The organism is Rhizobium gallicum bv. gallicum R602sp, assembly GCF_000816845.1.
Taxonomy (GTDB): domain Bacteria; phylum Pseudomonadota; class Alphaproteobacteria; order Rhizobiales; family Rhizobiaceae; genus Rhizobium; species Rhizobium gallicum.
Genome location: NZ_CP006879.1, coordinates 421388 through 434665 on the forward strand (window position 1 = coordinate 421388; position 13278 = coordinate 434665).

Consider the following 13278-nt stretch of genomic DNA (forward strand, 5'->3'; position numbering starts at 1 on the left):
CGTCCGTGCAAGGGTACGCGACATCGCAAATGACGATTCCAGTTGCATAAATGTATCCGGCCTCTCGCGAGTGGGCTGCGGTTGCAGCCAGGCCATGATGAGATCCGCACACGCCGTTCCCAATAAATGGTTCGGGCACGAAGCCCGCTTTTTTGCACAGGGCTTACGGCATGTTGATCCACTGTTTCGTCATCACTATTCCCGAGCCTTGCAATCGAACCAGGGGCATCAGGCGAATGCAGGGTCTCTGCGTTCGTAGAGTGCCCCGGGCCTGGTCAGGACGACCCAGACAATCCGGGCCATTTTAGCGGCAAGTGCGACGACCGCTTTATTCGGGTGCATCCGAGCCTGAAGGCCATCCAGCCAGCTCCCCAGTCGATCTCTTGTCGGTCAAGATGACGAAAGCAGGATCGTGCGCCATGTACGAGCAGTTTGCGAACGTAGCGATTTCCTCGCTTGCTGATGCCGAGAAGCTTCTGCTTGCCTCCGGTCGAGTACTCGCGAGGCACCAGGCCCAGCCAAGCAGCTAGGTCGCGGGCTTTCTGGAACTGCCGTCCACTGCCGACCGCCGCCAGAAGTGCGGTTGCACCCAAGGCTCCAATGCCGGGAATTGTCATGAGCCGTCGAGCCACATCCTCTCGACTAGCGATAACTTCGATCTCGCGTGTGACGTCACCAATGCATTGTTCCAATTGGCGTAGATCGGTGAACAGATCTGCGAGCAGCTTACGGATCGCTGACGAAAGGTCGTTTGATTGGTCCTCGAGAGCCTGCGGCAGGTCGAGCTTGAACAAGCCCGCGCCTTGGCGTAGCGCGATCCCGTATTCGAGGCAAAAAGCCCGCATCTGATTGATCAGGCGCGTTCGCGTGCCGATCATCTGGTCTCGCACCCGGTGCAAAGCCTGAAGATCGGCTTGTTCCTCGCTCTTGAGTGCAGCAAACCGCATCGTTGGCCACGTTGCTGCCTCAGCAATCGCCTCCGCATCGATGATGTCGGTCTTGTTCGACTTGACGTAGGGCTTCACGAATTGCGCGGGGGTCAAGCGCACCTTATGTCCGAGCGCCTGAATCTTCCGGGCGATCCATTGAGAGCCAGCGCAGGACTCCATGCCAACGATAGTCGGTGCGGCGCGCTCGAAGAACTGCAGCAGCGTGTCGCGTCGAAAACGAACCTTCTGGACCGGCAAGCCATCGCTTCCGAGACCGACAACGTGGAAAATATTCTTGCCGATATCAATTCCGTAGACAGCCGCTGGGCGCGGCGCATTGCGTTTTGGCATTGCAACCTCCTTCGGTTTGACCGCCTCATGATGCGGCAGGAGGACGAGGCGGACCATCCCATTAATGGTAGGGCCCGCCGCCAAGCGAGAAGCCATCGCGCATCTGAAGGCCGTCATGGGCCTCTCGGAGCGGCGGGCCTGCCAGATCATATCCGCTGATCGGAAGATGGTGCGCTATCGGTCCTGCCGACCGCCGGAGGTCGAACTGCGGGCAAGACTGCGCGACCTCGCCAACGAGCGACGGCGTTTCGGCTATCGGCGGCTGTTCGTCCTGCTCAAGCGGGAGGGAGAGCCGTCCGGCGTCAACCGCATCTACCGGCTGTACCGCGAGGAAGGCCTGTCGGTGCGCAAGCAGAAGGCCACACGGCGTGCCGTCGGCACGCGTGTGCCGATACTGGTCGAAGCGAAGGCCAATGCCCGTTGGTCATTGGATTTCGTCCATGATCAGTTCGCCTGCGGAAGAAGGTTTCGCGTGCTCAACATCGCCGATGACGTCACGCGCGAATGCCTAGCGGCGATGCCGGACACCTCGATCTCCGGTCGTCGTGTTGCTCGCGAACTGACGGCACTTCTCGAGCGGCGCGGCAAACCAAGCATGATCGTCTCCGACCACGGCACGGAGTTCACATCGAACGCTATCCTTGCCTGGTCGAAGGAGCATAAGGTCGAGTGGCACTACATCGCGCCGGGAAAGCCGATGCAGAACGGTTATATCGAGTCCTTCAACGGACGGATGCGCGACGAGCTGCTGAACGAAAGGCTGTTCTTCGGTCTCGATCATGCCCGCAGCGCCATCGCCGAATGGGCGGACGATTATAACCATTCCCGGCCGCACTCATCGCTCGGATATCGGACCCCGGCAAGCTATGCCGGAACCATCGCCGCAACCGGCTCCAACGCTGCGCAAGATGAAGGCTACGCGTTTCCGCCGGTTGCTCCCACCGCGCCAAGTGGCGTATCGAAAACCGCCGAGGCTCTAATCGCCGCTGGATGAAAGTTCTGTGGTGATCGGGCCGCTCTACAACGGCAACTCGACAAATATTTACGCCGGCGGTAGCCTGAGCACTTCCGCGGTGCTGCCTCTAAGGCAATGCGATGGGGGCTTGAGAGACACAAGAAATGCAGCGCGAAGATTCGCATTCGGCCGTTTCGGCCACCCTGACTCCTCTCCGAAACCGGGCGTTCCGCGCGATTTGGACGGCCACGCAGATCTCCAGCCTCGGATGGCTCATCCAGACAACGGCGATTAGTTGGCTGATGGCCACAATCTCGGCCTCCGATCTGATGGTGGCGCTCGTGCAGGCCTCGTCCACGCTGCCCGCCTTCTTCCTATCTATCCTCGCCGGAGCCATTGCCGACTGCTTTAGCCGACGGGGCGTGATGCTCGCCGGACACTTCCTGATCGCTTTGGCCTCCTTGACACTGGCGATCTCCGTTGCCCTCGGCTTGGTCGGTCCATGGCTGATACTGGGGTTGGGTTTCCTGGCCGGATGCGGCTTTGCCTTGAATGACCCGGCCTGGCACGCCTCGGTCGGTGACATTCTGGAAAAGCGTGACATTCCGGCGGCGGTCACGCTAATGTCGGTCGGATATAACATCGTTCGAAGCACAGGCCCTGCCATTGGCGGCGCCATCCTGGCTTTCTTCGGACCCCTTGCCGCTTTCGTCCTGGCGGCGCTGAGCGATCTGGTACCGCTTGCCGCTATCTCGCGCTCGATATGGCACGTGCGCTCGTCCTCGCTGCCACGCGAGCGCGTAACTACCGCCATTTATGATGGGCTGCGCTTTGCGGCGATGTCCTCGGAAATCAGGGCGGCAATCGTGCGCGGGACGTTGTTCGGATTGGCGAGCATTTCCATCCTCGCGCTGCTCCCCCTGATCGTCCGGGATCATGTGGCGGGCGGGCCGATCGTTTACGGCGCCCTCCTGGCTGCTTTCGGTGTGGGTGCCTTTACCGCTGGTCTCAGCACCAGCCACCTGAGACGGATCGCCTCTCAGGACCGGCTCATCGCACTTGCATCGGTTGCCTGTGCCGCATGCTGCTTTCTGCTTCCTCTCACCGCTTCGATCCCCGTTGCGGCCCTTGCATTGGCAATCGGTGGCGCGGGCTGGCTCCTCACCTGGACCGGAATTGACGTCTCGATACAGCTGTCGAGCCCGCGATGGGTCGTCGGCCGGACGCTCTCGATCTACTACACCCTCGCCTCAGGCGGCATGGCTGCCGGCAGCTGGATCTGGGGCGCTGTCGCGCAGAACTACTCCTTGACCATGGCATTCGAGGGGGCTGCCGTGGTCCTGCTCCTGGTGGCCGCTGCTGCATTCGTGTTGCCGATCGAGTTGTGGGACGAAGCCGAGCAAGAGGAATCGGATTTTGAACCGCCATCGCTTGCACTTGACTTGAAGCCGAGAAGCGGTCCCATTGTCGTTAAGGTTGAGTACGCCATAGCCGAGCAGAATCTCGAGGCCTTTCTCGAATGCATGCGCAAGCGGCGACGCATCCAGAGCCAAGCGGGTGCGAGGAACTGGACGCTTCAGCGCAACCTGCTGACCCCGACTCTATGGACCGAAACGTTTCGGACGCCGACCTGGACGGACTATCTTCGACTGAACCATCGTCTTTCGGCAACCGACCACGACCTCGGCGGGCGTATTGCCGCACTTCATGATGGGAAAGACGCCCCTCAGACCGTGCTCGCAATTGAGCGAGCCACCACCCTGGGTCACACACGCAGTCAACCGATAACGCGTGTCTCACGTCCCTGAGGTGCGCATGAGATGAGGCAGAGGATCGACGTGTTGATTTGCACTGATGGGTTGTATGCCCCTCCCGCCAGCACCGTAGTGTTCCAAGATGGTGATGCGTTACGTCACCAACAGTGGAGGAGATCCCATGGGTGCATGACGGCCGACGTTTTTGCAGAATGAGTGGCCGTAACTTAACGCACTTATTGTGAGGCCCCGATGTTTAAGACCGAAAAAGCCGCGATCGCCATTCACACTAACCTTGGTGCAATCTTCGTTTCACTGGAGCTGAGTCGTTCGACCTGGCTGATCACGTCGCTGTCGCCGGGGAACGGTGAGAGGATGTCGAAACACTCTTTGAGGGCAGGAGACGTCGCCGGATTGTTTGGTCTGCTTTCGAAGTTGCGGGAGAGATGCCGGGCAAAAACCAGGAATGACTATCCTATCGTCACCATTCAGGAAGCCGGGCTCGACGGCTTCTGGATCCAGCGCGTGCTTGAGAAGGCGGGGATCGAAAGTCATGTTGTGGATGCAGCGTCGATCGCGACATCACGCCGCCACCGGCGGGTGAAGACGGATCGTATCGATGGCGAGGCGCTGCTTCGGGTCCTGATGGCGTATAAGAGAGGAGAGCCCCGCGTGTGCTCGATGGCACGGGCACCATCGCCTGACGAGGAAGACCGGCGACGGATTGGCCGGGAGCGCAAGGCGCTAACAGCCGAGCGGGTCGCCCATGTCAATCGCATAAAGGGGCTGCTGTTCTCGCAAGGCATCACCAACTATGAGCCAATGAATACGGATCGGCGGCAACAGTTGGAAGACTTGCAGACTGGCGACGGGCGTGCCTTGCCGACGCATATGAGAGCGCAGATTGGTCGGGAACTGGATCGGCTGGAACTTCTGCTCGAACAGATCAGGACAGTCGAGGACGAGCGCGACGCGATCATCGCTGCGCAGACCGCGGAGACCTTTCGCGCTCTACGAGGAGATTGAAGTCAGCGATCGGCTGGCGGCCTAACGTCTTGTCCACCGCCTTTCGGCTCCACTCGTTCATGTCCAGGACGTAAGTAGCCCACATGCCGTAGGGCCGACATCGCGTGCTGCTGATAGGCCAGATATTGGCTGTTGTAGGAATGCGGGGACGCGACACGTGCCCAACCGACCCGAAGCATCTCGACCGCAATATCGCGCCCATCCACTGTGCAACGAGCCTGCGGGATTCCGTCATGACCATAGGCAACGACGCTGCATTCGACAGGCTTATTACCTACCGTCCTCTTGAGCCAAGCTTTTGCGAGCGGGCCACATGGTACGGGCGAAGGAGCTCTCTGCCGGTTTGCCGTCTTCCTGCGCAACAACGACCGCCAATCGCGTCCGATCATGGACGGGCTGATCCAGGCGCTGCAGTCCCTTCCCCATCTCGCCGGCCGGTCGATTACCTTTGACCGCGGCACCGAATTCAGCGAATGGCCGTATCTCCGGGCCGGCATAGGAACGCAGACATGGTTCTGCGACCCGCAGTCGCCGTGGCAGAAAGGCACGGTCGAGAACACCAATGGCCGTGCTCGCAAATGGCTTTCGAGAGAGGTAAATCGGCTTTCGATCACCGATGGCGACCTGAAGGACATCTGCGACCGGCTCACCTCGACACCACGAAAGTGCCTCGGCTATCGAACGCCTGCGGAAGTATTCCGCAAGAAACTGCTCGCGCAGATGCGGCTTGTTGGTTAGCATCACACGCGCAAGTCGCAGTTCGGCATGAACTCACACGCGCAACCTTTGAATTTTCGCCTAATTGATCTCATACGCTCAATGGACGTTGCGTTGGAAAACTGGAGGTTTAATATTTCCAGATTTGAATGCTTCTTCCATCGCGTCTAAATCAACGAGCATCTCGGGACGGCCACCGTAGAGATAGCGCCAGCAACTGAAAATCGGCCCGCGAACGGCCAGCTCCTTCGCTTTGCCAAGATACTCGAACGCGTCCTCGCCTCTTCTCGTAATTGCGCTTGCCAACGCCAGGCATTGGTAGAAATTCGCTCCCTCCGGGTCGGGGTCCGCAATTCCTAACCCCAAGACATGGTCGAATAGCTCATCCGAGGGGGACCCGGTTTGCCCCCACTCAGCCATCGCATAGTTGAAGACGTCTTGGATCGACCCGCTCCTCAAGACATTTGCCCTGCTGTCGCCAATTGTTTTCATGGCTTCCGTAAACTCCCCACTCGAGATGAGGGCAAGAACAAGATCGGAGCAAAGATCCGCTCTAACTCCCTCATTGCCATCAGCTTCACGATGCCCTTTCACCAGTATACGCAGGGCAACAGGGACGGCCGTTGCATCAGTCAAAAGAGCGTTCGAAATTATGCTCACGTCCTCTGGGAGAAGCTTTTCCAGTATTGGAGAACGTTCTATGACGTCAATCCAATGCGGGTCTACTATTTTCAAAGCCTCGATCGCGGATCTCAACTCGATCGGTGCCGTCACCGGCGAGCCTATGACCGCATGAAGGTCGACCTGAGCATCTTGGCGACGTGACTGGCTGAGGAGAATGAACGCGCGGTTTAGGTGCGCCTTTTGCACGTTGACGCCCGCGTTGATCGCGCCACTGAGGGCTTCCATCTCGTTAGCGAAGTCGCCAAGTTCATGATAAAGAGAAGCCATCAGCCAGCAGATCTCGCCGTCGCTTCCGTGGATCGAGCTGATACTTTCAAGTTGGCCGATAATCTCGTTCAACGGTATAGGCCTAGCGTCCGCGCCCCTTGATCCTCCTTGTGATCGCGCACGCAATTCCCTTGTCATGCGCCGCAGCGCAAGAACGGCTCCATCGCGATCTTCAAGATTCCACTGAACGAGCGCTTCCGTCAAACTGCGGTACTCCGCAGCCAACTTCGTCCTCGGCCGATCAATAACGAATATCTTCTGATCGATGAGAGACATGCTGTTGTAATGCCGTATCGTCGCGCTTGGCTTCTCGTATCCCAGCTCTCGACTGGCATCGTCCAGCATCGCTTTGAGAATTCCGTCTTCGTCGTCCAAATCCGGAACATTCGAAGGGCAGAACAGGAGTTTTGTCTGCTTCGAGCCAACGTGGCGATCGGATCGAATTTCACTCACGATAGTTTTGAGTCCGGAAATATTCTGACTGTTCGGAAAAAACATGAAGGTTATCGCGTCCGCGAGCTGGCGCGTGCATATACCTCCGACATCGGTGTGACCGGTCCTGCTGTCGATCAAGACATAATCGAACCATCTAATGTCGGCTTGGATCTGCTGCTTCAAGTCCTCGAAGAGCAGGTAACCGCTCCGATTTTCGTAAAGATCTTGCCAATCGATCGATGAAAGCTTCTGCCCGTAGCTTTCATCGCGCTTTCCCGCCGGGATAACCCATACTGGCGCAGACCCCGATGGTGTCTCGAGATTTGTTTCCACAATGAAGTCCGACACATCGGGCGCAACCGACGTGTCAATGTACTTTGTGACGTAGTCCACGACTCCCACCCGGCCGTCGCTCGCCGAAAACTGTTTGAAGCTTGGGATACCGGGAGCTTCCAGGTCGAAATCGACAATCAGCACCTTCCGGCCGCGTTGAGCGAGCTCGGCTGCGACGTTGACGAGGCCCATGGTGCGACCAACGCCACCTTTATACGAATAGAATGTGATCGTGAACATTAGGCGGCTTTGTTCGATTCGGCCGGACGCCTCAGTTGGAACTCCTTCGCTTGCTGAAACGTACGCTCCGATATTGTCGTCTTGAATTTAGGTTCGAAGGGCTTCGCATTGTTCATTTCCTGAACAAGCAGGAAGTTCCGCGGCATCCGCAACAGTCGCAGGAGATTATCTGCGGATTCGCTCTGTATCTGATTGCCGAGTTCCCATCGCTTGATGGAAGCGATGCCGAATCCACTTACATCGGCAAACTTGTCCTGCGTCAGGCCATACCCTTCCCGCAGCATCTTGACCTCGGCAGGCGTTAAGCGTCCCAGGTAATTGCAAACGGCTGCATGACGCGAAATCTCGGCCGCCTCACCGGTGTAGGCGTCGCCACACGTTTCGCATTCAAACACGGGAACCATTGCGGACAGGGTTACCCGTTCATCGCCTGAGCCATAGAGAAACTTTTCTTCCAAGAGCTTCTCTCTGACCTGGTCAGACCCACACAGGTCGCAGTGATGTATCATTTGATCTCTTTCCAAAAACAACAGATGGGGCGGTTACATGTAGCTTTCATGGAAACTACGGCCTCGCACGTTGTACTCATCTAGTTGGAGCTTAATGTAGATATGGGACACCGGAGGGTGCCCTGCAACCTTGAGGACATACCCCTTTTTTCCAGGCGGTTTATCAAGGATGATCGTTGTAATCTCGCAGCCGCTGCGTATACACTCCGCTATAAATTCCCAAGCTGAATCCTGAGTGAAATACTGCGTAGGGTCGCGAGGATCTCGGAGAGACGCGGCTTGCCAGTCGATAGGTTGTGCAGGCGAAAAATTGACGACTCTCGTCCTTCTGGACCCGCATCGCTCAGCAAGCATACGACGTATGTTCTGTCCAACATCCGAATCCCCCTCCAAGGCAAAAGCCCCTTCTGTCAGTATCAAATGATACTATTCCTTCAAAGTCAATACCGAACTCTATTCGCCGGCCGTTTCGCGCACTCCGGGCTGAGGAGCAGGCGTCCGAAATGAATGGACAAATCGGTGTTTAATAGCAATAGCCGTTAACGTGATGTGTGTGTATGTAGGCCGCCAGGGTTGATCTGTTTCGACTAGGCGGTGTTCTCTCAGATAATGCAGGTCTGATGGCATCTGACATCACATTCTCTCTATTTCGTCCAGGATCACCTACGATGTGCGAGTACGTCACGCTCGGCACGGACGTCGATGTGGACGATATCGCGAAATGGTCGAGATGGGCCCCTCGCCGAGGTCGACCGCCTCGATCCCATAGCTTCGGGCCGATCGATGAGGTCAGTTCGAGAATTGGCGGAAAGTAGCTCGTCCAGCAGATAAGTCGGTATTCTTTGATATTGCCAGGAGTGACCCCCATCAGCTTAAACGTACGCGATACACTAGCCGTCACCACCGACTTCTCTTTAAAAAGACAGGAAGTCGAACAGACGCTTGCTGGCCCTTGCCGCCCAGGACGGCTTCACGGTCCCAGCGATCAAAGGCGGCCCCCCAACGATGGAGCAAGCGGCGACAGATAGAACCGATTGAGCATCGCGTCGCACACGTAATACCCCCAATTCGTCAGACGCTCTGTCTCATTTGCGCCCGGGAAATGAAGTAGGATCGACCTCCGAAGGAACGACGGAAAAAACCGTTCTCAGCGATGCCCCCGTTCATCGTCCTGAACTTTTGCAAGAAAGATTGATTCGCCAACGCGACGGAAACGATTGGCATCATCTGACGGGGCATCGGTCGATTTGCTAGGCAACACCGTACGACCTTAACACGGTCATAGATGCTGTCGAAAGCCAATTCGAGGGCTGCTGCACAAACTCCGCATCAACGCGAGAGCGACGCCATCAACCAGCTAAGTTCTGTCCGGGCTGCCGAGATAAGGCTGATGTACGAGTTGATGGCGATCGTGTCGGGCACGTAACGTGCGTCAATGGAATCCGATCTCCCCCGACCCACCATCATGATTCTGAGCGGACTCTTTGAAGTCAACGTAGTCGAAAGGTCATCCCGATACTTCTCCGCCTGCGCAATATCATCGCGCGTGATAGGATGGTTGGGACGTTTGAATTCGATGATCAGGTAGCTGTCGCCAATATCCTGCTACAGCAGGAGATCTGGGCGCTTCGACGCACGATCGCCTGTGAATTTCGTATGCCATAGCTGGCGATGATGCTCTTGAGCGTTGCGTTCGATGCCATGGTGGCGAACTGCCGGCCGAACACCCAAAGATTCGTTTCGAGAGCTTTATGGACGTTTTGTTCGAGCGTCGCATCGTTCTGGATGAGTTCATCCAGGAAGTCGAGAAACTCCAACCTTCTCTTCGCCTGGGCCGCCATTGCAGAAAGTTCGACAAGCCCAAACTGTTCGAGCGCTTCAGCGAACGAGCCGACGTCACCTCGGCTGGTTGTATTGATCCGCTCGAGCACAGCCCAATAGGCATCGTGCTCGATCGCATCCAATGCGACTTCGGCGATCGTCGAAATCCGATCCTCGCTTTCGCCGTAGAAGCGTCGGAGTATGCGGCTCAACGCCTCCTCCGCATACCGCCGACGGTGCTCCGGAAGCTGCTGAAGCCGCAAATCGATCTGCCGCTTCAATCGAGCTAGTTGTAAGCTCATATCGCGGGCGTGAGTCTCCTGCAGTTCCTGCTTCACTATCGACCGAACGTAGGCTTGGATTTCCTGAAATGCCTTGCTGTTTTCGATCACTCCGCCCCAATCCGCAGTGACGAAGTGATCATTGCCCTCGAGTTCGACTTCGCCGTAGACGCGCTTCGACAGCTTGAGTGGAATTTCCTCGTCATCGTCCAACCCGAAGAGCATGGGCCTTCCGACCACCTTTCCGGCGACCTTTAGGACAATACCAGGGGATTCCGGAGCTTTTTTCCCGTCTGCGATCGTAAAATGCAGTCGGACAGCCCCGCTCTCGCCAAGCACCTCTTCAACCTGCTTGGAAACACCCGGGACATCCTCGACTGACAACTGAACATCGTTGACGAACACTTTGAAACTCTCTTCGCGTCCGTACTCGTGAACCAGCACTTCCCGGAAACGATCGGCTGTCGGAAAGTTCAGGCGGTTGTCGAGATCCGACAATACGATCGTTGTCCCAATTTCACCGCTGGCAGCTTCCTCTTCGATGAAAGGAAGCGGCACGGACTCGAGATCGTTCTCGTTTTCGGTCAGAGCGATCTTGTCAATGGTCAGGCTGCACCTGCGTCCACGCGCCACGGCGGTAACATCCATCCGATTGGCAAGCGACAGGCCCGCAAACTTTCCAATGCCCTTGCGGCCCTTGACCCTCCGCTTCATCGAAGGCGTCCGCTCCCCAGTGCGAGCGCGCTTGTCACTCGCGATGTTCAAGTACTCGTTCTGCATTTCGAGAGAAGTCATGCCTGAGCCGTCGTCCCTGACAACGATCGCTTCGCTGGTCATCGGCAACGGCAATATGATCCAGACGTTTCTTGCGTCAGCATCCCAGGCGTTGTCGACCAGTTCCTTAAGTGCGGCCTCACTGGAGCGGTAAGTCTCGCCCAAGAGCCGGGTTAACCGCGTATTCACCGAAAAATGTGCGTCGCCACTCATTGCAAAGCAATCCAACTCCCCATTTGAGATAGTGTTAGCAGATCGCAAATTCGGTCACCATGATAGGTAAACGGCTATCTGCAACTTAAATGAGATTTCCCACGGGAAATATGCACCTTCGTCTTCGACGACGCGCACGTCGACGCCACCGTCGAAGGGGCCATTCAAGCGAAATCCCGGAACGGGGGTCAGACCTGCATAGCGGGCTTTGATCGGCCGGCCACGGAGGATGGGCTTGAACCGGGCGCGGAAAGCATAGTCGCGCAAGGTGACAAGGCGATGTACCCCTACTTCCGCTTCGGCTTCGTCGCCAGCACGTTCCGGGTCGAGAAGCGGTACGGCTGGAAGAACTGCACGTCGACGAAGCTGGCGTGGAAGGCGCGTCGGGCTACCTGACGATCGACCTCTCCGCGCTCGGGCGGAACTACGAGAAGCTGTCCCGGACGGTTTCTCCTAGCCACGTGGCTGCGGTAGTCAAAGCAGACGCCTACGGGCTTGGAGCGGATCAGGTGGCGAGGACCGTGTATGCGGGCGGCTGCCGCCATTTCTTCATCGCCCAGTTCGTGGAGGCGAAGAAGCTCCGCCCGGCCCTGCCGCAGGACGCACAAATCTTCGTCCTCAACGGCCTGCAGCCGGGGAACGAAGACATCTGCGCCTCCGAGAACATCGTCCCGGTCATCAACTCGATCGCCCAGTGGCGATTTCGTCGGCAAGTACGTCTCGATGGAGGGACTGGTCAGCGAACGGAGGTTGCGAATATCAAGAATAAGGAACCGCTTGAATGCCATCGGGGTCGGACCGGCGCTCGTGATCGGGAAGACCTCTATTTATAGGCGTGCCGAACTTTCATCGATGTGACGCAGAATTCTTTAGTCGAATCCTTCAGCTGGGCTCCGCCCGACTTTTCTTTTGTGTATGACTGGTAGCTCATTTTGCCTTCAGCGATGGGCCAACATTGTTCCAGAATCGGAACGCAGCACGGCAGATCAATGAGTTACAGGCGAGTTGGCCCGTTCTAGGGCCGGTTTTTCAGCGACATGCCAATGATTTCAATGGCTTCACTTTGGAGATTTTGGCATGTCGCATTGCTATTTGCAGCTCACCCTGTCCGATCGTCGGCGTCTTTATCAGATGAAGGAACGCCCGGTTGGTGAGATCGCTCGCCAGCTTGGGCGCCACCGCTCGACGATCTACCGCGAACTGAAGCGCAACACGTTCCACGACCGCGAGTTTCCCGAATACAGCGGTTACTTCGGGACCATTGCCGACGACATCAGCAAGGAGCGGCGTCGACGGCTGCGCAAGCTCACACGCCATCCAGCGCTGCGCCAGCTTGTCATCGATCAGTTGAAGGCGCATTGGTCGCCGGAACAGATCGCCGGCCGTCTGTCTCGGTGTCAGCGTCATCCGCGTTTGCCCCGAAACGATCTATCGCTTCATCTATGGCAAGGAAGACTATCCGCTCGGCCTCTACGAACACCTGCCCGAACGGCGACGCAGACGCCGGCCGCGCGGATCCCGCAAGCCCCGTGACGGCTTGATCCCGTTTGAACACCGGATCTCTCAACTATCTGATTTTATTGATGATCGGTCGCAGCTCTGGCATTGGGAAGGCGATCTGCTGATCTTCGATCGCAAACTCGGCCATTACAATGTGACGTCGCTTGTTGAACGCGTGAGCCGCTACACCGTAATGATCAAGAACCGCAGTCGGCACTCGCGTCCGATCATGGACAAGATCATTACGGCCTTCTCACCCTTGCTGTCCTCTGCACGCCGCAGTTTTACCTTTGATCGAGGCACCGAGTTTGCCGGCTTTCGGGCTTTGGAAGACGGGCTCGGCGCCAAGAGGAGGTCACACCATCATACGACCCAATGTGGGACGAGCCATGAGCGGTCGGAGTCTTTACGGCGCATGACAGCACGCTGCGCCATTCGCATCCTACAAAGGTGTTTGCGCGATGCAGGATATGCGGGCGATCTACGAGA

At 57.3% G+C, this 13278-nt stretch carries 5 protein-coding genes and 6 pseudogenes; 6 read left to right on the top strand and 5 right to left on the bottom strand.

The features are described from left to right. Nucleotides 1-228 precede the first annotated feature (228 nt). A pseudogene (locus RGR602_RS22940) lies at nt 229-1280 on the bottom strand (IS110 family RNA-guided transposase). Nucleotides 1281-1344: 64 nt separating this feature from the next. Between RGR602_RS22940 and RGR602_RS22945 the strand changes: the two are divergent. The 3 genes and pseudogenes from RGR602_RS22945 to RGR602_RS22955 all read left to right on the top strand — a co-directional run. Next, nucleotides 1345-2274, top strand: a pseudogene (locus RGR602_RS22945) (IS3 family transposase); the annotation flags it as partial. Nucleotides 2275-2399: 125 nt separating this feature from the next. Then, a complete protein-coding gene (locus RGR602_RS22950; protein WP_040114360.1) occupies nt 2400-4043 on the top strand; it encodes an MFS transporter in 1644 nt (547 codons plus the stop codon). 198 nt (nt 4044-4241) lie between these two features. Beyond that, nucleotides 4242-4973 (top strand): annotated as a pseudogene (locus tag RGR602_RS22955) (IS110 family transposase); the annotation flags it as partial. Here RGR602_RS22955 and RGR602_RS38715 read toward each other — a convergent pair. After that, a pseudogene (locus RGR602_RS38715) lies at nt 4966-5356 on the bottom strand (thermonuclease family protein); the annotation flags it as partial. The pseudogenes RGR602_RS22955 and RGR602_RS38715 overlap by 8 nt on opposite strands. Here RGR602_RS38715 and RGR602_RS22960 point away from each other — a divergent pair. Then, a pseudogene (locus RGR602_RS22960) lies at nt 5355-5753 on the top strand (IS30 family transposase); the annotation flags it as partial. The pseudogenes RGR602_RS38715 and RGR602_RS22960 sit on opposite strands and share 2 nt — an antisense overlap. A 78-nt stretch (nt 5754-5831) precedes the next feature. Here the strand turns inward: RGR602_RS22960 and RGR602_RS35025 are convergent. From RGR602_RS35025 to RGR602_RS22980, 3 genes are all read right to left on the bottom strand, one after another. Continuing rightward, on the bottom strand, nt 5832-7691 hold the full coding sequence (locus RGR602_RS35025; RefSeq protein WP_052451714.1) for a KGGVGR-motif variant AAA ATPase: 1860 nt from the start codon (nt 7689-7691) through the stop codon (nt 5832-5834). Beyond that, entirely contained in the window at nt 7691-8200 is a 510-nt protein-coding gene (locus RGR602_RS22970) for a type II TA system antitoxin MqsA family protein (protein WP_082046655.1), read from the bottom strand. The genes RGR602_RS35025 and RGR602_RS22970 overlap by 1 nt, the downstream gene beginning before the upstream one ends. Before the next feature lie 1580 nt (nt 8201-9780). Continuing rightward, complete coding sequence (locus tag RGR602_RS22980) at nt 9781-11289, bottom strand: ATP-binding protein (RefSeq protein WP_052451715.1); 1509 nt, start codon at nt 11287-11289, stop codon at nt 9781-9783. A gap of 341 nt (nt 11290-11630) precedes the next feature. Here RGR602_RS22980 and RGR602_RS22990 point away from each other — a divergent pair, with 341 nt between their 5' ends. Continuing rightward, a complete protein-coding gene (locus RGR602_RS22990; protein ID WP_082046656.1) occupies nt 11631-12122 on the top strand; it encodes an alanine racemase in 492 nt (163 codons plus the stop codon). 244 nt (nt 12123-12366) lie between these two features. Further along, nucleotides 12367-13135 (top strand): annotated as a pseudogene (locus RGR602_RS36295) (IS30 family transposase); the annotation flags it as partial. Nucleotides 13136-13278 lie beyond the last annotated feature (143 nt).